This is a genomic window from Rhizobium sp. 01T417 (assembly GCF_056398905.1).
Genome location: NZ_JBFTQH010000001.1, coordinates 354,539 through 377,131 on the forward strand (window position 1 = coordinate 354,539; position 22,593 = coordinate 377,131).

Annotated in this window: 21 protein-coding genes and 1 tRNA gene; 18 read left to right on the forward strand and 4 right to left on the reverse strand. The window is 58.6% G+C overall.

The features are described from left to right. Positions 1–15 precede the first annotated feature (15 nt). Positions 16–1,908 (reverse strand): peptidylprolyl isomerase, encoded by a 1,893-nt coding sequence (locus AC1DPR_RS01735; protein ID WP_477815659.1) that lies wholly within the window; start codon positions 1,906–1,908, stop codon positions 16–18. A gap of 217 nt (positions 1,909–2,125) precedes the next feature. On the opposite strand from AC1DPR_RS01735, the gene AC1DPR_RS01740 reads away from it, so the two are divergent. Further along, complete coding sequence (locus tag AC1DPR_RS01740; protein ID WP_007793703.1) at positions 2,126–2,407, forward strand: hypothetical protein; 282 nt, start codon at positions 2,126–2,128, stop codon at positions 2,405–2,407. A 61-nt stretch (positions 2,408–2,468) separates the two neighbouring features. Here AC1DPR_RS01740 and AC1DPR_RS01745 read toward each other — a convergent pair whose 3' ends face one another. Continuing rightward, positions 2,469–2,720: a GlsB/YeaQ/YmgE family stress response membrane protein gene (locus tag AC1DPR_RS01745; RefSeq protein WP_025660968.1), complete on the reverse strand. Its 252-nt coding sequence runs from the start codon at positions 2,718–2,720 to the stop codon at positions 2,469–2,471. Positions 2,721–3,500: 780 nt separating this feature from the next. Here AC1DPR_RS01745 and AC1DPR_RS01750 point away from each other — a divergent pair. Next, on the forward strand, positions 3,501–3,707 hold the full coding sequence (locus AC1DPR_RS01750) for a hypothetical protein (RefSeq protein WP_018855004.1): 207 nt from the start codon (positions 3,501–3,503) through the stop codon (positions 3,705–3,707). Positions 3,708–4,365: 658 nt separating this feature from the next. Here the strand turns inward: AC1DPR_RS01750 and AC1DPR_RS01755 are convergent. Beyond that, positions 4,366–4,441, reverse strand: a tRNA-Lys gene (locus AC1DPR_RS01755). 443 nt (positions 4,442–4,884) lie between these two features. Here AC1DPR_RS01755 and AC1DPR_RS01760 point away from each other — a divergent pair. From AC1DPR_RS01760 to AC1DPR_RS01780, 5 genes are all read left to right on the forward strand, one after another. Further along, entirely contained in the window at positions 4,885–5,076 is a 192-nt protein-coding gene (locus AC1DPR_RS01760; protein ID WP_018855005.1) for a hypothetical protein, read from the forward strand. 355 nt (positions 5,077–5,431) lie between these two features. Next, positions 5,432–6,724 (forward strand): efflux RND transporter periplasmic adaptor subunit, encoded by a 1,293-nt coding sequence (locus AC1DPR_RS01765; protein ID WP_477815660.1) that lies wholly within the window; start codon positions 5,432–5,434, stop codon positions 6,722–6,724. A 12-nt stretch (positions 6,725–6,736) separates the two neighbouring features. Next, positions 6,737–7,453: an ABC transporter ATP-binding protein gene (locus AC1DPR_RS01770; RefSeq protein WP_018855008.1), complete on the forward strand. Its 717-nt coding sequence runs from the start codon at positions 6,737–6,739 to the stop codon at positions 7,451–7,453. Further along, on the forward strand, positions 7,443–8,651 hold the full coding sequence (locus AC1DPR_RS01775) for an ABC transporter permease (protein ID WP_018855009.1): 1,209 nt from the start codon (positions 7,443–7,445) through the stop codon (positions 8,649–8,651). Before AC1DPR_RS01770 ends, AC1DPR_RS01775 begins: the two co-directional genes overlap by 11 nt. Before the next feature lie 247 nt (positions 8,652–8,898). Beyond that, the gene (locus tag AC1DPR_RS01780; RefSeq protein ID WP_018855010.1) at positions 8,899–9,516 is read left to right on the forward strand and encodes a GntR family transcriptional regulator; all 618 of its coding nucleotides are present in this window, start codon (positions 8,899–8,901) and stop codon (positions 9,514–9,516) included. A gap of 45 nt (positions 9,517–9,561) precedes the next feature. Here the strand turns inward: AC1DPR_RS01780 and AC1DPR_RS01785 are convergent, their stop codons facing one another. Next, positions 9,562–10,374, reverse strand: a complete 813-nt coding sequence (locus tag AC1DPR_RS01785) for a ferredoxin--NADP reductase (RefSeq protein WP_025660972.1) — start codon at positions 10,372–10,374, stop codon at positions 9,562–9,564. Between the two features lie 247 nt (positions 10,375–10,621). Here AC1DPR_RS01785 and pcsA point away from each other — a divergent pair, with 247 nt between their 5' ends. The 11 genes from pcsA (at position 10,622) to AC1DPR_RS01840 (ending at position 22,580) form a co-directional block, all read left to right on the forward strand. Continuing rightward, the gene (gene pcsA, locus AC1DPR_RS01790) at positions 10,622–11,350 is read left to right on the forward strand and encodes a phosphatidylcholine synthase (RefSeq protein ID WP_018855012.1); all 729 of its coding nucleotides are present in this window, start codon (positions 10,622–10,624) and stop codon (positions 11,348–11,350) included. 9 nt (positions 11,351–11,359) lie between these two features. After that, positions 11,360–12,340 carry a quinone oxidoreductase family protein gene (locus AC1DPR_RS01795; protein ID WP_018855013.1) on the forward strand — a complete coding sequence of 327 codons (981 nt, stop codon included), beginning with the start codon at positions 11,360–11,362 and terminating at the stop codon, positions 12,338–12,340. A 42-nt stretch (positions 12,341–12,382) separates the two neighbouring features. Then, positions 12,383–13,957 (forward strand): ABC transporter ATP-binding protein, encoded by a 1,575-nt coding sequence (locus AC1DPR_RS01800; RefSeq protein ID WP_026371498.1) that lies wholly within the window; start codon positions 12,383–12,385, stop codon positions 13,955–13,957. Continuing rightward, entirely contained in the window at positions 13,947–15,032 is a 1,086-nt protein-coding gene (locus AC1DPR_RS01805) for an ABC transporter permease (RefSeq protein WP_025660975.1), read from the forward strand. Before AC1DPR_RS01800 ends, AC1DPR_RS01805 begins: the two co-directional genes overlap by 11 nt. Further along, a complete protein-coding gene (locus tag AC1DPR_RS01810; protein WP_018855016.1) occupies positions 15,029–15,949 on the forward strand; it encodes an ABC transporter permease in 921 nt (306 codons plus the stop codon). The genes AC1DPR_RS01805 and AC1DPR_RS01810 overlap by 4 nt, the downstream gene beginning before the upstream one ends. A 50-nt stretch (positions 15,950–15,999) precedes the next feature. Further along, positions 16,000–17,073: a BMP family ABC transporter substrate-binding protein gene (locus tag AC1DPR_RS01815; protein ID WP_018855017.1), complete on the forward strand. Its 1,074-nt coding sequence runs from the start codon at positions 16,000–16,002 to the stop codon at positions 17,071–17,073. A gap of 148 nt (positions 17,074–17,221) precedes the next feature. After that, positions 17,222–18,184 carry a galactofuranose ABC transporter, galactofuranose-binding protein YtfQ gene (gene ytfQ / locus AC1DPR_RS01820; RefSeq protein ID WP_018855018.1) on the forward strand — a complete coding sequence of 321 codons (963 nt, stop codon included), beginning with the start codon at positions 17,222–17,224 and terminating at the stop codon, positions 18,182–18,184. 123 nt (positions 18,185–18,307) lie between these two features. After that, positions 18,308–19,831 carry a galactofuranose ABC transporter, ATP-binding protein YtfR gene (ytfR, locus tag AC1DPR_RS01825; RefSeq protein ID WP_113470414.1) on the forward strand — a complete coding sequence of 508 codons (1,524 nt, stop codon included), beginning with the start codon at positions 18,308–18,310 and terminating at the stop codon, positions 19,829–19,831. Further along, complete coding sequence (locus AC1DPR_RS01830) at positions 19,828–20,847, forward strand: ABC transporter permease (RefSeq protein ID WP_477815661.1); 1,020 nt, start codon at positions 19,828–19,830, stop codon at positions 20,845–20,847. Before ytfR ends, AC1DPR_RS01830 begins: the two co-directional genes overlap by 4 nt. Beyond that, positions 20,844–21,812 (forward strand): galactofuranose ABC transporter, permease protein YjfF, encoded by a 969-nt coding sequence (yjfF, locus tag AC1DPR_RS01835; protein WP_018855021.1) that lies wholly within the window; start codon positions 20,844–20,846, stop codon positions 21,810–21,812. Before AC1DPR_RS01830 ends, yjfF begins: the two co-directional genes overlap by 4 nt. Positions 21,813–21,827: 15 nt before the next feature. Next, positions 21,828–22,580 (forward strand): FadR/GntR family transcriptional regulator, encoded by a 753-nt coding sequence (locus tag AC1DPR_RS01840; RefSeq protein WP_025660978.1) that lies wholly within the window; start codon positions 21,828–21,830, stop codon positions 22,578–22,580. Positions 22,581–22,593 lie beyond the last annotated feature (13 nt).

Here is a 22,593-nt window from a genome sequence, read left to right on the forward strand (position 1 = left end):
CGCTTAATGTTCCCCTTAGCGGACTGCCGCCTGTTCGGCGAGAGGTTGATTGACCGATGCGCCGTACTGCGTCTGCAGCAAGTTGACCATCTGATCGAGAATGTCGTCGCCGGCAGCGTTTGCAGTTGACGTGATCTGTTGGTCCTGGTTGTTGAGAACGTCACCCGTCGGTTCCGTGTTGACTTCAGTGACCTTGAGCAGAATCTGCGTCGTCGGGTCGCCACCAACGGCGCTAGCAATGGTGTCGATCGGGCCGGAGAACGCGGCAATGACACCGGCCCTGCCGAGAACGGCGTCGTCGGTGCCGCGGGTGATACCACTCTTGCTTTCGACCGTAATGCCGAGCGGTGCAGCGATATCGGCCAGCGACGTTCCCTTCTGCGCCTGCTGCTTCAGCTCTTCGGCTTTTTTGGCGAGTTCGAGCTTCTGCTGTTCGGCGGTCCAGTCGGCGATTGCCTTATCCTTCACTTCGCTGAGCGGCCGATCACGCTCCGGCGTGATGTCGCGGACGTCGAACCAAAGATAGCCGTCGGTGCCGATCGAGAGGGAAGGAGCGTCAGCCCCAGCCTCAGTCTTGAAGGCAGCCCCAAGAACCTGCTGCTTGGCCGGAATATCCTTGACCTCGTTGCCGTCCCTATCGAGACCGGTCGCATCGACGGCGTCGATCACGATCGCCTTGAGCTTGAGCTGCTCTGCAATCTGTTCCAGCGTCGAGCCCGACCCGCGCAGATCCTCGATCTGATCGTGAACGTTGATGAGTTCCTGCGAGGCGTTGGAAACGGCCAATTGCTTGCGGATCTCTTCCTTGACCTCGTCAAGGGTCTTGACGCTCTCGGGCTTGATGTTGCTGACACGGACGATGACTGGGCCGAAGGTGCCATCGACAACGGGCGTCGTTCCGCCATCCTTCGAGACGGCGAAGGCCGCATCCGCGATCGCCTGATCCGGCACCTTGTCCTTGGAGAACTCGCCCAGGAACACGTCCGCTGCCGTCTTGCCCTGATCGGTCACCAGTTGATCGAACGTCGTGCCGGTCTTCAGCGCGGCCAGCGCGGCATTGGCAAGATCCTTGTTCTGGAAGGTCAACTGCTCGATCGTACGGGCCTCTGGCGTGCGGAAGCTCTCCTTTCGCTTTTCGAAATCCTCGCGGATCTGGTCGTCCGTAACGGAGGCGGCATCGGCGATGTCTTCCGGTTGCAGCTTCAGGAACGCGATCTTGCGGTATTCCGGCGCGCGGAAGCGCGTCTTGGCGCCTTCGAACCACTTGGCGAGGACATCCTCGGCAGGCGCCTTGATCGGCTCGATATTGGCGTTGGTCAGCAGCAGGTAATCGATACCGCGACTTTCCTGGCGGTAAAGCTTGAGCGCATCGACGAGCGTTTTCGGCGCCGTGAAGCCGTTCGATACTGCATCGACGATCTGGCTCCGAACGGCGACCTTGCTGCGCTCCTTGATGTAATCATCTTCGCGGATGCCGGCATTGCGCAGGCGCGACGTAAAGAGGGTACGGTCGAACTGGCCATTCACCGCCTTGAAGGCTGGATCGTCGCCGATCAGCTGCGCAAGCCGATCCTGCGACAGGCCAAGGTTCATGTCTTCCGCCAACTGATCGAGCGATGCGCCGGCGACCAACTGTGCCAGAACCTGCTGCTCCACACCGAAGGCCCGGGCCTGCTCGGGTGTCAGGCGCATGCCGAACTGCTGGCTGAGATTTGCGACCTGCCGCTGGTAGGCCAGGCGAAACTCGTTGACGTCGACGTGCTGGTCTCCGACGCTGACAACCGTCGTGCTCGTGCCGCCCGATATCAGTGAGCGCGACACGCCCCAAATACCAAAAGAGGCGACAAGTAGCAGCATGAGGAGCTTGGCAACCCAGGTGTGAGCAGCTCTTCGCAGAAGATCGAACATCGAAACGCAAACCTCGCATTATATTCGCCCGTTCGCGGGCAAAGCTTTTGACGTTCCTTAGAACAAAGCCAGCAGGAAATGAAGGGTTATCGCACGAAAACATCTGCGCTATATGTGCAGTCATACTGGAGCGCCTGGCGCCGCAAAAGAGACCGGACATCGGAACCTTTCCCAGCACTAATTCGTTGAAGAGCATCCGGAAAAAGAGGAGCAGACCATGGCCGATATGAAAACCGCCTCCGCCCAGTCCGCAACCGCGCGTGTGAAGGCGGAGATCGCGGCAGACGATCTTTCCGCACAGGTCGCCGCATTGCGCGAAGACCTTGCACGCCTGTCCGAAAGCGTTGTGGCGCTTGGACACGGCGCCAAGACCGCCGTCGCCGACGAGGCATCGGTCATGACGGAGCGGCTGCGCGACAAGGTAAGGGAGGAACCTATCTTCGCGCTCGCCGTGACAGCCGGCGTCGCTTACCTTTTTGGATTGATGAGCCGTCGATAGAGCGAACGGTGTTTGACCAGGCAAGGGCCGGGCGTGTTGGCGCCCGGCTTTTGGTTTCTAACTAGCGACGTATGACTCGCCCAACGGCAATGAGCAGGCACGCGCCGACGAAGCCAGCAATCAAATACCCGAGCCAGCCGGCAAGCGCGATGCCCAGCCCAGAGAGGATGGCGTTCGCAACGATCGCGCCCACAATGCCAAGAATGATGTTCATCAACAGGCCCATGTTGCTGTTCATGAACTTTTCCGCCAGCCACCCGGCAATGCCGCCGATAATGATAGCTGCTACCCAACCTACGCCTGCGTCTTCCATATGATTTTCCTTCCAGAGAAACTACGAAGTCAACGCTCGAGGCGGAAATTGAGGCCTCTGTAACGGCCGGGGCAGTGCATGGCAGAAGAGGTATGCTTTTGGCAGCGTAAGGCAGGTCAAACGCAAAGGCTGCGCAAATGTCCAATGCCGGCAGTCAGACTCAATTCCCCCGAGAGAAAAGATAGGCGATCCGTTTGGTTGCGCAACGCAAATGTGTTCGCCCTAAAACGAGGACAACGGCGGCAAAGTCCGTGCGATCGACCTCACATCCCTTCAAACACACTTTCCGAACAATCTTCGACGGCCCCCCTTAACGCAGCCACAACCACTGGACGTCCTTTTGCAAAACACTCGACGTGGTGTCGAGTACGCCTTGAGAGATGCTGAATGGTTCCGCCAGGCAGGCACAAATTCATCAGCTGGCAAGTCGCGAACAAAACACCATATCACGGGGTCATCACGTTTTGACGACAACGTCGGAAATGCATACCAATCGTCGTACTTTCCGGTATATCAGTCGCGTAGGAATAATACCAATATGCGATCAGTTTTGTTCCGGAAGACGAGTCCGGAGCTCTCTCGTCGGATGGCGCCCGCAAAATCCATCACACTTCCGTGATGGTTTCAGATGGCTGATTATACCGTGAATCGCTTTGCCGACCCCCCTTGTGTCATCGAAAAAGCTCATTCTCAACGAAATCGCGCGTTTCCTTAAGCAATTGCTTGCTCAACCTGCAATCTATGTCATGGTAGCTTCCTCACATGAGAGGGGTTCTAGCTATGATTAATCTTCAATCGGTTCGTAATGACACTACTCATGATCAACGCCTGCTCGATTGCCGCGCCGATGTTGAACCCGCGCTCCATCAGATCATCCGCGATGCGCAACTAAAGGGGTGGGCGCCGGCGGAAGTGGCGATGGCAATAGCGGATGCAGCGGATGACTACATTCTGTTGTTGGCCAGCAGGAAGGCGACTTCGCATTGATAGGCGTCACATTGCTAATGGGGCGAGGACGAGGACACCGGATCTGCGGGCAAGGCAGCAGCATTTGCCCGCAGGAAAGATCTCCGCACATCCAGGCATCGCGGCACCGGGGTAGTGAATAGCGTTTCCGGCACGCCAGTAGAGTGATGACATCACGGAGTGGAGTTCAACCCACTACCAACAGGACGAAAATCTGCGACCTGTCGGATAAAATCAGGTGAGTTTCGCTTCATCGTGCCTCACGCCGCATAGCGATGCCCCAGAGGATCTGGAACTCGCCGGCGGTAGCGGATTCGTGAACTGTGCCGTGGCAAAGGGCGCCGTAATTCTCGCCCGGGCTTGCGATGACACGCTAGATTGCGCGCGCGGCGGTGAGCAATGGCCCTCCCGGAGGAGCGCGGACGCACATATTTCTCACATTTCTGGCGGCCGTGGCGCTGATCGGCCTTTCCACAATCACCTCAGCCTGCACCACAAACCCTGATCAGACCTCATCAATCGGGTCGTCATCGGCCTATCTACGCGATCGCTCTGTAAATCCAGCCTGTGCAGATGGGTTCAGACCTAGTAACGGCCGCCCGTGCAGCTATTAGACACGAACGTGGTGCGAGGACGCAAGGCAGTCGCCGTCCCAAACTATACTAAGTCTTTGATTTCATGGTGAGAGCGTCGGGGTTCGAACCCGAGACCTACTGATTAAAAGTCAGTTGCTCTACCGGCTGAGCTACGCTCTCCCTGAAGCCGAGCGGTGCGTCCGGCTGGAAGTGCGCGGAACATATGCAGGTGCCCCATTGCGGTCAACCAAAAAATCACCGTTCCCTGTGCATTAGGCACATTTCTTGCGACTGGGCCTGAAAAGGCGGCCCCCTGGAAAGGGCCAAAAAGAAAAGCGCCCGAAGGCGCTTTGTAAAAGTTGGGGGAAACGAGGTCATGAACCGGGCGGAGGAAAGTTCGAATATAGTGTTGACGACCCGGAGAAAGCGGAAAAATCCGGGTATACTTTCGCGCCGCCGAGTCCGCTTGGCTCGGCTCACAATCTCAGCATATAAATGCGCGACGGATCAGAAGGTTCCACCGAAAAAGATTTAATCGAATCAATCCTTTCCGAGGCTGGTCGATACCTTCACAAAGTCACATGACGCTCTAGCTAGCTCCTTGTACAGACAAGGAGACTGCGATGACCAGCGTGACCACACCCACAACGACCACCCGAAAAGTGTTGCGCGGGCGACCTTACAGCCTCGGTGAGTTTGCCAGGAAGTATCGACTAGAGGAAACCGAGGCAAAGCGGCTCTATGAGAAGTTCGGGCCATCGGCCACGGAACTCGATCTGCTCATGGCCGCCAAGCGGCGTCTACCGGTTCATTGATGGTTCTATCAAACGCATAAGGACTGCAGCAAATCGAGTGGATTCGCTTTTGTCGCCGTTGCGGTGTGGCCATCGCTCGGTCAGTCCGGCGAGGGGCTGCAGCTCTCCACGACGGTTCTGCAGTTTCAGCGGCTGCAGATCGAAGAGGTCGAAGGCCAGCTTAAGAGCGACGGCCAATACAAAGCGAATCCTCTCGGTCCCATTTCAGCCTACGGAAACTGAACTTTCATTACCAAGATTTCATTTCATTCGACCGTCATTTCGTGCCAATCCGGGCCGATGCTAATCTGCCGTTCAGCTTCGACATGATCATCTTGCGGGCGGCTGCGTTGGCAGCATGTTGATCGAGGTCGGAATGAACGACGTCAAGACTATGCACGAAACCAAGCCGACCAAGGCGAGCGCCGACCTGGCGACCGTCCTTGCGGCTTCACGCAAACAGTCGAAGGGCCGTTGGCGTGGTCGCCTATTGGTATTGCTTCTGCTGATTCTTGCGGCCGGCGGGGTGGCCTATTTCTATGCGCGGCAAGAAGGCAACCAATACAGCTACGCCACTCAACCTATCAAACGCGGCGACCTGACCGTGCTGGTTACGGCAACCGGATCCGTGCAGCCGACAGAGCAAGTGGATATATCAAGCGAGCTGTCGGGAACGGTTCGCGAGGTGAACGTCGACTATAACAGCGAGGTCAAGGCCGGCGAGGTTCTTGCCGCTCTCGATACGAACAAGCTTGAGGCGGACGTCAAGAGTTCGCGGGCGAAACTCGATTCGGCCAAGGCGAATGTCGTGAAGGCGACCGCCGACCTCGAGTCGGCCCAGAGCTCGTTCCAGCGAGCCCGCAACCTCGTTCAGAGCAACGTTTCTACGCAGCAGAGCCTCGAAGATGCGCGCTACAAGTTCGATTCCGCGGTTGCCGCAAAGGACATCAACGTCGCTGCCGTGCTCTCTGCGGAGGCCGATCTGCGGCTGGCCGAAGTCAACCTCGCCAAGGCGAAGATCGTCTCGCCGATCAACGGCGTGATTCTCACGCGTTCGGTCGATCCCGGCGCAACGGTCGCAGCGTCCTTGTCCGCGCCGGTGCTGTTCGTCATCGCCGGCGATCTGCGGAAGATGGAACTGCAGGTCGATGTCGACGAGGCCGATGTCGGTCAGATTGCCGTCGGCCAGAAGGCGACGTTCACGGTTGATGCCTATCCCAACCGGACCTTTCCGGCCGAGATCAAGCAGATTCGATTTGCATCCGAGACCACGAACAACGTTGTGACCTACAAGGCGATCCTGTCGGTCGACAATGCTGACCTGTTGCTGCGTCCTGGCATGACCGCGACGGCTGATGTCACCGTTGAGGCAGTCGAGAATACCCTGATGATCCCAAATTCGGCCCTTCGCTATGCCCCCCCGGCTGCAGAGTCTCCCCGCGGCCGCGGCATCTTCGGCCTGCTCCGACCACCGCGCATGGGGCCACGGAGCGGCAACCAAGGCGAAGCCCTGACCGGAGCAAAGCGGCGCGTATGGCTGCTGAAAGCAGGCAAGCCGGCACCAGTGATCATCCAGGTGGGGTCTTCCGACGGGCAATTCACTCAGATCGTTTCCGGTGACCTGAAGGAAAGCGATACGGTGATTACCGACGCTACGCAGGCGAAGTAGGCGAGGCTCACGATGCAGAGCCCGGCACTTATCGAATTCAAGCAGGTCTCGAAGATCTATGGTCAGGGAGAGGCGGCCATCCGCGCCCTCGACCGGGTGGATCTGTCGATCCGCGAACACGAATTCGTCGCCATCATGGGACCTTCCGGCTCGGGCAAGTCGACGGCCATGAACATTCTTGGTTGTCTCGATGTGCCCACCGACGGCGACTACATTTTCCAAGGCGTCTCAACACAGGGCTTCGACCGCAGCCAACTGACATTGCTGCGCCGTCATATGCTCGGCTTCGTATTCCAGGGGTTCAACCTGCTGCCGCGCACCTCGGCGTTGGAGAATGTCGAGTTGCCGCTGATCTATCGCGGCATGCATGCAAGCGAGCGCCACCGCAAGGCCAAGGAGGCGCTCGGGCTTGTGGGGCTTTCCGGGCGTGAGCATCACAAGACGCAGGAACTGTCCGGCGGCCAGCAGCAACGTGTCGCGATTGCCCGGGCGATCGTGACCGAGCCCTCGCTGCTTCTCGCGGATGAGCCAACCGGCAATCTGGACACGAAGACCAGCGTAGAGATCATGGACCTGATGACGCGACTGAACCGCGAACAGGGCATCACGATCGTCATGGTCACGCACGAGCCCGATATTGCTGCCTACGCTCAGCGCCTGCTGCGTTTCATAGACGGCAAGCTCGAGACCGAGGTCGAGCATCGCGGGAGGGCGGATCATGTTCTTTGAGACGCTGAAACTTGCGCTGCGTGCGATCAGCCGGAACATGCTTCGTTCCTTCCTCACGGTGCTCGGCGTGGTCATCGGGGTGGCGGCCGTCATCGCGTTGGTGACGATCGGCAACGGTACGACCGCCCAGGTTTCGGCCGAGCTTTCACGGCTCGGCACCAACATGCTGTTTGCGCGCCCGGGTCAGTTCGGTCCTGGTCGCCCAAGCTCGGAAGCACGCCGCTTCACGATCAAGGACGTCGACGCCATTCGCGATCAGGTCAATGGCCTGCGCGCCGCGGCGCCGCTCAATCAGACGACCGCGACCGTCATCTACGGCGGGCAGAGCCACTCGACGACCGTGATGGGGACGAACAACGACTACTTCATCGCGCAGGACTGGGACATGGCGATCGGCCGCACCTTTGACGCGGCGGAAGAACGCGGACGCCCGCGCTGCATCCTCGGAGAAACGGTACGCTCGCAACTCTTCGGCGCCGCCGATCCCACGGGACAGCAGATTCGCGTCGGCAAGGTTTCGTGCAGCATCATCGGCGTCCTTGCCAAGCGCGGCCAGTCCGGCATGGGCAACGATCAGGACGATGTCGTCGTCATGCCCGTCAAGGTCTATCAACGCCGGGTCGGCGGCAAAGCGAACGCCAATGTCCAGATGATCGTGATCTCGGCGCGCGACGGGGTGTCGACATCGAAAGTTCAGACCGAAACCGAAAACCTGCTTCGGGAGCGGCGCAAGATCGTACCGGGACGTGACGATGACTTCAGCGTCAATGACATGACGCAGATTGCTGACGCAATGACCGGTACCACGACACTGTTGACCAGCTTGCTCGGAGCGGTCGCCGCGATCAGCCTGCTTGTCGGCGGGATCGGGATCATGAACATCATGCTGGTGTCAGTGACCGAGCGCACCCGCGAGATCGGCATACGCCTGGCGATCGGCGCACTGGAAAACCAGGTGCTGCTGCAGTTCCTTGTCGAGGCGGTGGCACTCTCCGTGTTTGGTGGGATCGCAGGGATTTTGCTGGGGGTCAGCCTTGGTTATGGAGCAGTGACCGTGCTGAAGGTGCCGTTCGTGGTCAGCCCCACGATGATCGCTGTGGCGTTCGCGTTCTCCGCCGCGATAGGGATGGTCTTCGGTTACTTCCCCGCTCGCAGTGCGGCACAGCTCAACCCGATCGACGCATTGAGGCACGAGTGAGCGGAGGCGCCTGGTTTCGGCCGGGCCGCTGCTCTGCATGCCTCATAGGGTTAGGCGCGAGGCGCTGGCTAGCGCTCTTGCGTCACCACTCGCTGCAAGGCCATTTGCCATTTCACCGTGATTGAGAAGACGCATCGCCGGAAGATCCAGGCGCTCCCGCGGCTTGCCGTTCGAAAGAACGCTGATATATCATTAACGTTACAGTCGCTTCGCAACACGCATACACTTTCTGGAGCCGAATACGCGGATGCAGAACTCACTCAGCCACCGTGCCTATCTCACCCTGGAACATGCGATCGTGACGCTGACGTTGCAGCCGGGCGCCTTGGTTACCGAGAAGCATCTGATCGACCTTGCCGGTCACGGACGCACGCCGGTGCGCGAAGCGATCCAGAAGCTGGCGTGGCAAGGGCTCATCGTGGTGAAGCCGCGTGTCGGGCTGCAGGTGGCCGAAATCAAGCCGACGGACCATGAGAACGTCATGCAGGTTCGCCGCGAGCTCGAGCCGATCGCTGCCGCCCTGGCAGCCGACTTTGCGACATCAGAGCAGCGCAGGGAACTGGGTGAATGTGCCCAGACGATGGAAATGTCCGCCACGACCGGCGACTTGGCGGCATTCTTCGCCGCGGACAAGACCTTTGACGAAATCCTGGAAGAAGCCTGCCCGAACAGTTTCATAACATCGGCGCTCGGACCGGTTCAGACCCATTCCCGTCGGCTCTGGTCTGCATCCAGCAGTCCCGACAGGATGGATCAATCCATCTCTCTGCACGTCGAGGTCATACGGGCCATTCAGCAGGGCAGATCCCAGGACGCCAACCGGACGATGGGCGCCCTCATCAAGTATCTCAGTGGCCACAATTGAAAACGGCCCCATTTCGGGGCCGTGAACGCTTCTATCTTGGCTGATTTAGCCGACGAATGCCCGCTCGATAACGAACTCCGCCGGCTTGCTGTTTGCGCCCTCGTTGAGGCCAGCCTTTTCCAGCAGTTCCTTGGTATCTTTCAGCATCGCCGAGGACCCGCAGATCATACCGCGATCGATTGATGGATCGAGCGGCGGAACGCCGAGATCGGTGAAAAGCTTGCCCGCCGAGATCAAATCCGTGATGCGGCCGCGATAGGCGAAGTCTTCGCGGGTGACCGTCGCGTAGTGGCGCAGCTTGTCGCCGACTATCTCCTGCAGAAGTTCGTCGTTCTTGATTTCCTCGACGAGATCGAAGCCGTACTTCAGTTCCGCTACGTCGCGGGTCGTGTGCGTGAGGATGACTTCCTCGTACTTCTCGTAGGTTTCTGGATCGCGGATCAGGCTCGCGAAGGGGGCGATACCGGTGCCGGTCGAAAACATATAGAGACGACGGCCGGGCGTCAGCGCGTCAAGCACCAGCGTGCCCGTCGGCTTCTTGCGCATCAGAACCTGGTCGCCTGGCTTGATCGCCTGCAGATGCGAGGTCAGCGGACCATCCGGGACCTTGATCGAGAAAAACTCCAGCTCCTCCGCCCAAGCGGGGCTTGCGATCGAATAGGCGCGGAAAATCGGCTTGCCTTCGACCATCAGCCCGATCATCGCGAATTCGCCGGACCGGAAACGGAAACCCTGCGGGCGCGTCATCGTGAACCGGAACAAGCGGTCCGTATAATGCGTCACGCTAAGCACAGTTTCGGCATAGACTCCGGCCGGAATCGGGGAGGCGAAGTCTTCGGTCTTTGCAGGGGCGTTCATTTCGGTATCGGATCCCGTATTCATCGCACAATGTTATCGATGCCAGCGAGATATTACAAATAGTGTCGGGATTAAAGGTATTCCATTCTTTCTCATGCGACTTACACGAAATATGCGTGTCATCGTCAGGATTCCTGCCCCTTGCGTCGCTTCGTCGCTTTTGCGCTGGCGAAGCGAAGCAAAGGATGCATATTAAGCCAAAAACCGCGTCTGCCATGCGCGGACGCCATAGGCTGCTCGGGGAAACATGAAGATTTTCAATTACAAGCGCGTACCTTACGCGGAGATGCGCGCATTTTCCGTCCATATTCTGACGGCATCCGGATCTTTTCTCGCGTTCCTCGGCGTGGTCGCTGCTGCCGAGCACCGGTTCATCGACATGTTCTGGTGGCTCGGCCTTGCGCTTCTAGTTGACGGTATCGACGGACCGATTGCTCGCAAGGTGAGCGTCAAGGAGGTGCTGCCAAATTGGTCGGGCGATACGCTCGACAATATAATTGACTATGTCACCTACGTTCTATTGCCGGCCTTTGCCCTCTACCAGAGTGGCATGATCGGCGAACCATGGTCCTTCGTGGCGGCAGGCATGATCGTCGTATCGAGTGCAATCTACTACGCGGATACCGGAATGAAGACGGACGAGTACTTCTTCTCTGGCTTCCCAGTAGTCTGGAACATGATCGTCTTTACGCTTTTCGTCATCGATGCCAGCGCGATCACAGCACTTGTCGTCGTCATCGTTTCCGTCATCCTGACCTTCCTGCCGATCAATTTTCTCCATCCTGTCCGCGTCCAGCGCCTGCGTCCGCTCAACCTCGGTGTTTTCTTCCTATGGTCGGCGCTCGGAATGTATGCGCTTCTGACGCATTTCGTGATCCCGCAGTGGGCGCTTGTCCTCTTTATCCTTAGCGGTATCTACCTCTACTGCGTCGGCGCCGTGCTGCAGTTCTTCCCGGCGCTTGGACGTAGAGCCTAGGAGAAGACGATGGCAAAGACGCAGGCGGTCTCATTCAGCAGGACCGGTGGACCCGAGGTTCTTGAATATGTCGATATCGACCTGCCGCCGCCCGGCGCAGGCGAAGTGCAGATCAAGCATGCAGCCATCGGCCTTAACTTCATAGACGTCTACTTCCGGACAGGTCTCTACAAGGCGCCGCATATGCCTTTCGTGACGGGTAAGGAGGCGGCTGGCACTGTCATCGCTGTCGGGCCTGATGTAGAGGATTTCAAAATTGGCGATCGGGTCGCCTATGCCGGTGCGGATGGCGCATACAGCGTCGAGCGGAACGTCGAGACCAAGCACCTCGTCAAGGTGCCGGATGGAATTCCCCTGGAAACCGCAGCCTCGATGATGTTGAAGGGAATGACTGCGGAATACCTGCTCAACCGGACATACAAGGTTGGCCCGGATACGACGATCCTGTTTCACGCCGCCGCCGGTGGCGTCGGCCTCATCGCAGGCCAATGGGCCAAGGCGCTCGGGGCAACGGTGATCGGCACCGCGGGGTCAGATAGCAAGGTGCGTTTGGCACTCGAGCATGGCTACGATTACGTTATCAACTATAACACCGAGAATTTTGTAGAGAGCGTGCGCGAGATCACCGGTGGGGCAGGGGTCCACGTCGCCTACGACTCGATTGGCCGCGACACGTTTCCGCAATCGCTCGACTGCCTGCGACGGTTCGGCATGTTCGTCTCGTTCGGCCAATCCTCAGGACCGATCGAGAACTTCACCCTTGCCATGCTCGCGCAGAAGGGATCGCTCTTTGCAACACGGCCCACGCTTTTCGCCTACATCGCAACACGCGAAGAGCTAACCAATTGTGCAAACGCGTTATTTGATGTTGTTTTGAGCAACAAAGTGCGTATCAATATCAACCAAACCTATCCATTGCGTGAAGTCGGACGGGCTCACATGGATCTGGAGTCCAGAAGAACTACCGGAACTACGCTGCTGATCCCATAATGACCCGAATGGGCAGGGTCGGCAGAGAGAAATGAGGGGAACGTGTCGTTATCTGATGTGCCGGGTTCCGGCGCGTTATTGTCTGTCCAGCAACTGACGAAACTCTTCGGCAGCTTTGCTGCCTGCAACCACATCGACCTCGATATCGCCCACGGCGAAATCCATGCTCTCCTTGGTGAAAACGGCGCCGGCAAATCGACGCTCGTCAAGATGCTGTTCGGCGTACTCGAACCGACCGAGGGCCATATCCTGTGGGAGGGCCAGCCGGTTTCGATCGGTTCGCCGGGTGATGCCCGCAAGCTCGGTATCGGCATGGTCTTTCAACACTTCTCGCTCTTCGAGGCGTTGACGGTTGCTGAAAACATCGCGCTTTCCCTTGATGACAGCATTCCGATCGGCAGGATTGCGGAAGAAGCAAGGGCGCTCTCGCGCGCCTATGGATTGCCGCTCGACCCTCATGCCCACGTCGCCGATCTTTCCGTCGGCGAACGCCAGCGCATCGAGATCGTGCGTGCGCTGCTGCAAAACCCCAAACTCATTATCCTCGATGAGCCGACTTCGGTGCTGACGCCGCAGGAGGCCGACAAGCTTTTCGAAACACTCTTCAAGCTGAAGGCGGAGGGCAAATCGGTCCTCTACATCAGTCATCGGCTCGAGGAGGTCCAGCGCATCTGCGACCGGGCGACCGTGTTGCGCAACGGAAGCGTCACCGGCGCCTGTGATCCACGCCAGGAAACGCCTGCCTCGCTTGCCCGCATGATGGTTGGCAGCGACGTCGCAACCGTCACTCATCCCGATCGCGGCAACAAGGGCGACGTGCAGCTTTCCGTCAGCAATCTTTCCGTCTCCGCCCGCACGCCCTTTGCCATGCCCCTCAAGGACGTATCCCTGACGGTTCGGTCGGGTGAGATCCTGGCGATTGCGGGTGTCGCCGGCAACGGCCAGGGCGAACTTTTCGATGCGCTCTCTGGAGAGTATCCCGTGAGCTCGCCGGATGCGATCACCATCCGCAAGAAGGCGGTGGGCACCCAGGGTATCACGGCACGGCGTCTGCTTGGCGCCGGGTTCGTGCCGGAAGAACGCCATGGCCATGCGGCCGTCTCCGCCATGAAGCTTTCCGACAACCTTGTGCTGGCGCGAAGCCAATCCGACCGCAGGGGCTTCCTCGGTGGTTCTTTTCTCAAGGTGATCCGTCGCGGTGCCGTCAAGACCGCGACAAAGCGGATTGCCGACGCGATGGACGTGCGCAAGAGCGGAGAGGACCCTGCGGCGGGATCGCTTTCTGGCGGAAACCTGCAAAAGTTCATCGTTGGGCGTGAACTCGACCGACAACCGGCGGTTCTCGTTGTTAATCAGCCGACGTGGGGCGTCGACGCGGGAGCCGCGAGTCGCATTCGTCAGGCCCTCGTCGATCTGGCGCGCAACGGCTCGGCAGTCGTCGTCATCAGCCAGGATCTTGACGAAATATTTGAAGTCGCAACGGAGATTGCCGTGATTTCTGAGGGGCGACTTTCGCAACCCTTCCCGGCGGGAGAACTGTCTCGAGAGAAGATTGGCCTTCTGATGGGCGGCCTGCACGAAGGCAAGACCGCGTCGGAGACGGCCAATGCGCATTGAGCTCGAGAAGCGGCCGCAAGCGTCGAAGCTCTATGGTTTCGTCTCACCGTTACTGGCATTGGTGCTGACGCTGATTGCCGGCGGGATCATGTTCGCCATTTTGGGCAAGAACCCCGTCGAAGCGCTGGATGCCTTCTTCCTCGAACCCTTGCTGGAAGTCTGGTCGCTGCATGAGCTTGCCGTTAAGGCAGCGCCCCTGATCATGATCGGCGTCGGGTTGGCGGTCTGCTATCGTTCCAATAACTGGAATATCGGCGCCGAGGGTCAATTTACGATCGGCGCGATAACTGGCTCGATCCTGCCGATCGTGTTTACAGAATGGCACTCGCCTCTCGTGCTGCCCTTGATGCTTGTCATGGGTGCGATCGGCGGTGCGTTGTTTGCGGCCATTCCAGCGCTGCTGAAGGCGCATTTCAATACCAACGAAATCCTGACGAGCCTAATGCTTGTCTATATTGCGCAGCTGTTTCTGGATTGGCTGATCCGCGGCGCCTGGCGCAATCCGCAAGGCTTCAACTTTCCCGAAAGCGTGCCGTTTCCACCCGAAGCCACACTGCCGGCGATCTGGGAAGAGTCGGGCCGCGCCCATTGGGCATTCGTGTTCGCGATTGTCGCAGCGCTTCTCGTCTGGTTCATGCTGAAATACACGCTGAGAGGATTCGAGATCGTGGTGCTCGGCCAGTCCGAGCGGGCAGGGCGCTTCGCCGGCTTTTCGTCCAAGAAGATGATCTGGTTCAGCTTTCTGTTCTCGGGGGCACTTGCAGGACTTGCCGGCATCTCCGAAGTATCGGGATCGATCGGACACCTGCAGCCTGCGATTTCTCCAGGCTACGGCTTCACGGCGATCATTGTTGCGTTTCTCGGACGCCTGAACCCACTCGGCATCATCGCATCCGGCCTTGTGCTCGCGCTGACTTACCTCGGCGGCGAGGCGGCGCAGCTTTCGCTCGGCGTATCCGACAAGGTCACCCGCGTCTTCCAGGGCTTGCTGCTCTTCTTCGTGCTCTCCTGCGACACGCTCATCTACTACAAGATCCGTATCGTCTGGTTGCGGGTCCGGGGAGGCGTCGCGTGAGCATCTTCGAAGCTATTCTGCTGACCGTCATCACAGCGTCCACACCTCTCGTTATTGCAGCCTTGGGCGAACTCGTCGCCGAACGATCCGGTGTTCTAAATCTCGGCGTCGAGGGCATGATGATCATGGGGGCCGTCGCGGCCTTCGCCAGCGCTCAGATTTCGGGGTCTCCCTATATCGGGCTGCTGGGCGGCATTGTCGCCGGCGCACTGTTTTCACTGCTGTTCGGTTTCCTTACCCTCACGCTGGTCGCAAACCAGGTGGCGACTGGCCTGGCGTTGACGATCCTCGGCCTTGGGGTGTCGGGAATGCTGGGTGAGGGCTATGTTGGCGTACCGGGCGTTCGCCTCGCGCCGATCGTCATTCCCTACCTCTCCGACATTCCGCTCATCGGATCCGTCCTGTTCAGGCAGGATCTGACATTCTACCTGTCGCTGGCTTTGCTCTTCGGCGTGAGCTGGTTCCTGTTCCGCAGCCGCACCGGCCTGAAGCTGCGCGCGATCGGCGACAGTCACGGTTCAGCGCACGCTCTCGGCATCAGGGTCATCCGCACGCGCTACCTCGCCGTGATGTTCGGTGGTGCCTGCGCGGGGCTCGCCGGAGCGCAGCTTTCCCTCGTTTATACGCCGCAATGGGTGGAGAACATGTCTTCCGGCCGTGGCTGGATCACACTCGCCCTCGTCGTCTTCGCATCCTGGCGTCCATGGCGGGTTTTTGCGGGTGGCTACCTCTTCGGCGCGGTCACGATCTTGCAGCTTCATGCACAGGCTTTTGGCGTTGGAATTCCGGCCCAATTTCTGTCGATGCTCCCTTATGCTGCCACTATTGTGGTCCTTGTCATCATTTCTCATAATCGCCGTACGACGTTGATCAACACGCCTGCGTCGCTGGGAAAACCGTTCGTGCCGGAGCGCTAAACAGAAGAATGAGACGCGCTTCCGGAAATTACAAACTAACAGGGGTTATCATGAAAAAACTCGCATTTGCATTTGCCGCATCAGCTGCCGCGGTCCTGAGCGTCGGTTCGTCCGCGCAGGCCGCTGACAAGACCAAGGTCTGCTTCGTCTACGTTGGGTCACACACGGACGGTGGTTATTCCCAGGCTCACGATCTCGGTCGCCAGCAGATCCAGAAGGAATTCGGCGATAAGATCGACACGCCCTACCTCGAAAACGTACCGGAAGGCCCCGACGCCGAGCGTGCGATCGAGCGTCTGGCGCGTTCGGGCTGCAAGCTGATCTTCACGACGTCCTTCGGCTTCATGGATGCCACCGTGAAGGTCGCCGCCAAGTTCCCGAACGTGAAGTTCGAACACGGCACCGGCTACAAGTCCGGCCCGAACCTCGCGACCTATAACTCGCGCTTCTACGAAGGGCGCTACATCCTCGGCCAGATCGCAGCCAAGACGTCGAAGAACCACGGTGCTGCTTACATCGCCTCATTCCCGATCCCGGAAGTGGTCATGGGCATCAACGCCTTCGAACAGGGTGCCCGCTCCATCGATCCGGACTTCAAGCTGAAGGTCATCTGGGTGAACACCTGGTTCGACCCGGGCAAGGAAGCCGATGCAGCAAAGGCCATGGTCGACCAGGGCGTCGACGTGCTGACGCAGCACACGGATACCACCGCTCCGATGCAGGTTGCCGAGGAACGCGGCATTCATGCGTTCGGCCAAGCCTCCGACATGATCGCAGCCGGCCCGAAGGCTCAGCTGACCGCGATCGTCGACACCTGGGGTAACTACTACTCCAAGCGCGTTCACGCGCTGCTCGACGGCACCTGGAAGTCCGAGCAGAGCTGGGACGGCCTGAAAGACGGCATCCTCAAGATGGCCGACTACACCAACATGCCTGACGACGTGAAGAAGATGGCTCAGGATACCGAAGCCAAGATCAAGTCGGGCGAGCTTCACCCCTTCACCGGCCCGATCAACAAGCAGGACGGCACCCCGTGGCTGAAGGCTGGCGAAAAGGCTGACGACGGCACGCTGCTCGGCATGAACTTCTACGTCGAAGGCGTCGACGACAAGCTGCCGAAGTGATTTCGTCAGGCAATTAGCACGTGCGAAAAGGCGCTCGTTTTGAGCGCCTTTTTTTATTTGCACCGCATACCAGAAAGTGCATTTACAAAAGTAATACTATATGATTTTTTCTCGGTGTGCCGCGTGGAGGCGGCTTTGGGAGGATATAATGAAATTGAAGACTGCACTCTTGAGTGCTACGATTCTGGCTGCCTGCATGTTCGGTTCTGCATCGGCTGCGGAACTGGTCGTCGGCTTTTCGCAGATCGGTTCTGAATCGGGTTGGCGCGCTGCTGAAACGACCGTCACGAAGGAAGAAGCCAAGAAGCGTGGCGTTGACCTGAAATTTGCTGACGCTCAGCAGAAGCAGGAAAACCAGATCAAGGCGATCCGCTCCTTCATCGCCCAGGGCGTCAACGCTATCTTCCTGGCGCCCGTCGTCGAGACCGGCTGGGACGCTGTTCTGAAGGAAGCAAAGGAAGCTGAAATCCCCGTAATACTGCTCGACCGGACGATCAAGGCGCCTGAAGACCTCTACCTGACCGCTGTCACTTCGGATCAGGTTCATGAGGGCAAGGTTGCCGGCGACTGGCTGGTAAAGACCGTCGGCGACAAGGCTTGCAAGATCGTCGAACTCCAGGGAACGACCGGCTCTTCCCCCGCCATCGCTCGTAAGAAGGGCTTCGAAGAAGCCATCGCCGGCAAGGCAAACTTCAAGATCGCTCGCAGCCAGACCGGTGACTTCACCCGCACCAAGGGCAAGGAAGTCATGGAAAGCTTCCTGAAGGCCGAAAACGGCGGCAAGGATATCTGCGCCCTCTACGCTCACAACGACGACATGGCCGTGGGCGGCATCCAGGCGATCAAGGAAGCCGGTCTGAAGCCGGGCAAGGACATTCTGGTCGTCTCGATCGACGCCGTGCCAGATATCTTCAAGGCCATGGCAGCCGGCGAAGCAAATGCGACCGTGGAACTCACGCCGAACATGGCTGGTCCCGCATTCGACGTCCTCGACGCATACCTGAAGGACAAGAAGGCTCCGGCGAAGTGGATCCAGACGGAATCCAAGCTCTACACGCCGGCTGACGACCCGACGAAGGTCTACGAGTCGAAGAAGAACCTCGGCTACTGATTTTTGACGCTCGAACCGCACCGGTCCATCATGGACCGGTGCGGAACTGCCGCCTGCCAATCAGGACCTCATGTCCTTCAATGCCGCGGCACCGCAAGGTCTGTATCAGGAAAAGCCGCACTCATGATTCACGATTTTGAGACCGTTCTAGCCGCTTCCGGTATTTCGAAATTCTTCCCGGGTGCCATTGCGCTCGATAAGGTCGACTTCTCGCTGCGTAAGGGCGAGGTGCATGCGCTTCTCGGCGAAAACGGCGCAGGAAAGTCGACGCTGATCAAATGCATCACCGGTGCCTACCACCGCGACCAAGGCCGGCTCGTTCTCGACGGCGCTGAAATCAATCCGTCCGATACGCTCGCGGCTCAGAAACTGGGCATCGGGACTGTGTATCAGGAGGTCAATCTCCTCTCCAATCTGAGCGTCGCTGAGAACCTCTATCTTGGCCGCCAGCCGAAGCGTTTCGGCATGATCGATGTGCGTGCGATGAACCGACAGGCGCGGTTGCTGCTTGATCAGTATGGGATGGACATCGATGTGACCGCGCAACTCGATCGGTTTTCGGTCGCCGTGCAGCAGGTCGTGGCGATCGCGCGGGCTGTCGATTTATCCGGCAAAGTTCTCATCCTCGACGAGCCAACCGCAAGCCTCGACACGCAAGAAGTCGCGATGCTCTTTCGCATCATGCGTGACTTGAAAGACCGCGGCCTTGGAATTGTCTTCATTACACATTTTCTCGAACAGGTTTACGAGGTCAGTGACCGCATCACGGTCCTTCGAAACGGCAAGCTCGTCGGCACCCGTGAGACATCCGAGCTGTCTCGCCAGAGCCTGATTTCAATGATGCTCGGCCATGAACTGGCAAAGGCCGAGGCCACCGCCCGGGCGCACTCCGTTGCTGCCGGTCCCGTGAAATACAGCTTCGAGGGTTATGGCAAGCGCGGCAAGGTGAAGCCGTTCGATCTCGAGGTCCGTGTCGGCGAGGTGGTGGGCGTTGCCGGCTTGCTCGGGTCGGGACGCACGGAGACCGCCGAATTGCTGTTCGGGATCGAGCATGCCGACAGCGGAACCGCTAAGGTCGACGGTAGGCAGGTTAGTCTGTCGAACCCGCGTGCTGCGATCCGCAACGGCTTCGGCTTTTGTCCGGAGGATCGTAAGACGGACGGGATCATCGGCGACCTGTCCATTCGCGAGAACATTGCGTTGGCGCTGCAGGCGCGTAGAGGCTGGGCCCGACCGATTTCTCGCGCCGATCAGAACGCCTTGGCCGACCGCTACATCAGCGCACTCGACATCCGTACGACGGACAGGGAAAAGCCCATCCGTCTGCTGTCAGGCGGCAATCAGCAGAAAGCGATCCTTGCACGCTGGTTGGCCACCAATCCCGACTTTCTCATTCTCGACGAGCCGACCCGCGGCATCGACGTCGGAGCGCATGCCGAGATCATCCGCTTGATCGAAGAACTGTGCGCGAATGGCATGTCGCTGATCGTGATTTCTTCGGAATTGGAAGAGCTTATCGCCTATAGCTCACGTATTTTGGTGCTTCGTGACCGCGAACATGTCGCTGAGCTGACAGGTGACAATGTCAGCACCGCGCGCATCGTCGACGCAATCGCCGCAGCCCAGAAAGAGACGGAGGACGCATGAAGTCGTCACTCAATGCCTTGTTGACCCGGCTTGCGCCGCAAATTATCGCGCTTGCGGTCATTCTCCTATTGAATTTCATTATGTTCCCTCAGTTTTTTAATGTTGTTATTCAGAATGGCCGGCTTTACGGCAGCCTGATCGACGTACTGAACCGCGGCGCGCCGGTCGCTTTGTTGGCAATCGGCATGACCCTCGTGATCGCTACGAAGGGGATTGACCTCTCGGTCGGTGCCGTGATCGCGATCTGCGGCGCGGTTGCCGCATCATCCATCGTGTCCGGCCATTCGCTTGCTTCGACGCTGCTGGTAACGATCGGCGTCGGACTGCTTTGCGGTGTATGGAACGGATTCCTGGTCGCGTTGCTTAACATCCAGCCGATCATCGCCACGCTTGTGCTGATGGTCGCTGGACGCGGGATCGCGCAGCTCGTCACCGAGGGTGTAATCATGACCTTCAACGATGAAGGGCTGATCGCACTCGGCAGCGGCGCATTTGCTTTCCTACCCATGCCCGTTATCATCTGGCTGGTCGTGGGGGCCCTGGTGATCCTCCTCGTGAGACGCACAGCGCTTGGCATGCTGATTGAAGCAACCGGTATCAATCGACGTGCAAGCACGTTGTCGGGTGTGCGCACGCCTGTGCTGCTGATGGCCGTTTATATGTTGAGCGGCCTTTGCGCCTCGATTGCCGGGATCATTGTCGCAGCCGATATCAAGGGCGCAGATGCGAACAATGCCGGTCTCTGGCTTGAACTCGACGCGATCCTGGCGGTCGTGGTCGGAGGCAACTCGTTGCTTGGAGGGCGTTTCAGCATTCTGGGTTCTCTGATCGGTGCAATGATCATTCAGGCGGTCAATACTGGCATTCTTCTCTCGGGCTTCCCGCCTGAGTTCAACCTGATCATCAAGGCGGTGATCGTCATCGTGATCCTCGTCATTCAGTCGCCTGCGGTCCAATTGGCCGCCGTGGTCCTGAGCCGGCGATCGAGCCGCGTCACGGAAGGGCAGGTTCAATGAACTCGAAATATCTGCCGCTTCTGGCAACGGTCGTGATCTTCGTTCTCTCTTATGCGATCTGCACGCTGCAGTATCCCAATATTCTGTCGACCCGCGTAATCGGCAATCTTTTGACCGACAACGCCTTTCTCGGGATTGCAGCAGTCGGCATGACCTTTGTCATTATCTCCGGCGGCATCGACCTGTCGATTGGCTCTGTCATTGCGTTTACCGGTGTGTTCCTGGCAGTCGTCCTCCAGAACACGACCATCCATCCGCTCGTCGCGTTCGCATTGGTCCTGATCATCACGACCGTGTTCGGCGCCGTAATGGGTGCTATCATTCACTATCTGGAAATGCCGGCCTTTATCGTGACGCTCGCAGGCATGTTTCTTGCGCGTGGCATGGCTTTCGTTCTGTCGATCGACAGCATTCCGATCAATCACGACTATTACACCACGTTGACGAGCCTCTATTACAAGCTGCCAGGTGGGGGGCGTTTGACGCTGATCGGCGGCATCATGCTTCTGGTCTTTGTCGGCGGCATATTCCTGGCGCACCGCACCCGCTTCGGGACCAATGTCTACGCACTAGGCGGCGGTTCGCAAACAGCGCAACTCATGGGCGTCGCCGTGGGCCGCACCACGATACAGATCTACGCATTATCCGGTTTTCTTGCTGGCCTATCCGGAATCGTTTTTTCGCTCTATACGTCAGCCGGTTATTCTCTGGCAGCAGTCGGCGTTGAGCTGGATGCGATCGCAGCAGTTGTCATTGGGGGGACGCTGTTGACCGGAGGGGCGGGATTCGTAGCGGGTACCTTCATCGGTATCCTGATACAAGGCCTCATTCAGACCTACATCACCTTCGACGGGACGCTGTCGAGCTGGTGGACGAAGATCTTGATCGGCCTATTGCTTTTTGCATTTATTCTAATGCAGAAGGTTATTCTCTTCCTTTCCAGTATGAATAAGAGGTATGCCTGAACGGGGAGGTATTCGTTGCGTAACAGATTGCTTGAGACCGGAAGAACAGCGCGCAAATCGCGAACGAGCCACGCCCAGGTCGTGGATGGCCTTGGCAGGGCGATTGTTGCCGGAACCTATCCTGTCGGAAGCATTCTGCCGGGCGATGCCGAACTCGCGCAACACTTCAAGGTCTCGCGGACGGTCCTTCGGGAAACGATGAAGACGCTTGCGGCAAAAGGCATGATCATCGCCAAGGCCCGTGTCGGAACACGCGTGACGAAGAAAAACTTCTGGAACATGTTCGACAGCGAGATCATAGCTTGGCATTTCGACTGTGGCGTGACGGAAGAATTCCTGTTGCAGCTTTACGACATTCGGATGGCCTTCGAGCCATTTGCCGCGGGTCTCGTAGCGGAGCGGGCGAGCAAGGAGGATATTGAAAATCTGCGCGCGCTAGCGACGGAGATGGCAGCCCCGGGTCATACCAGCGAAAGCCTCGCCTTGGCCGATCTGCATTTCCACCTCGCCATAGCCGATGCCTCTCACAACCCGTTCATGCGAACACTAGGGAGCTTGATCGAAGCTGCGTTGGTTGGGATGTTTCGTATCAGTACGCCCCCCTCGCAGAACGGCTTCTCAGATATTGCGGACACGCATATGCGCATCGTGGAGGCGATCGTTGCCGGCGACATCGATGGCGCTCGAAAAGCGATGGAGGCCGTGATTGTCGACGGCCGGGATCACGTCCGCGAGGCCTATGCGGCGATGAGCAGAGAATCCGCCTGATCCATTTTTGATC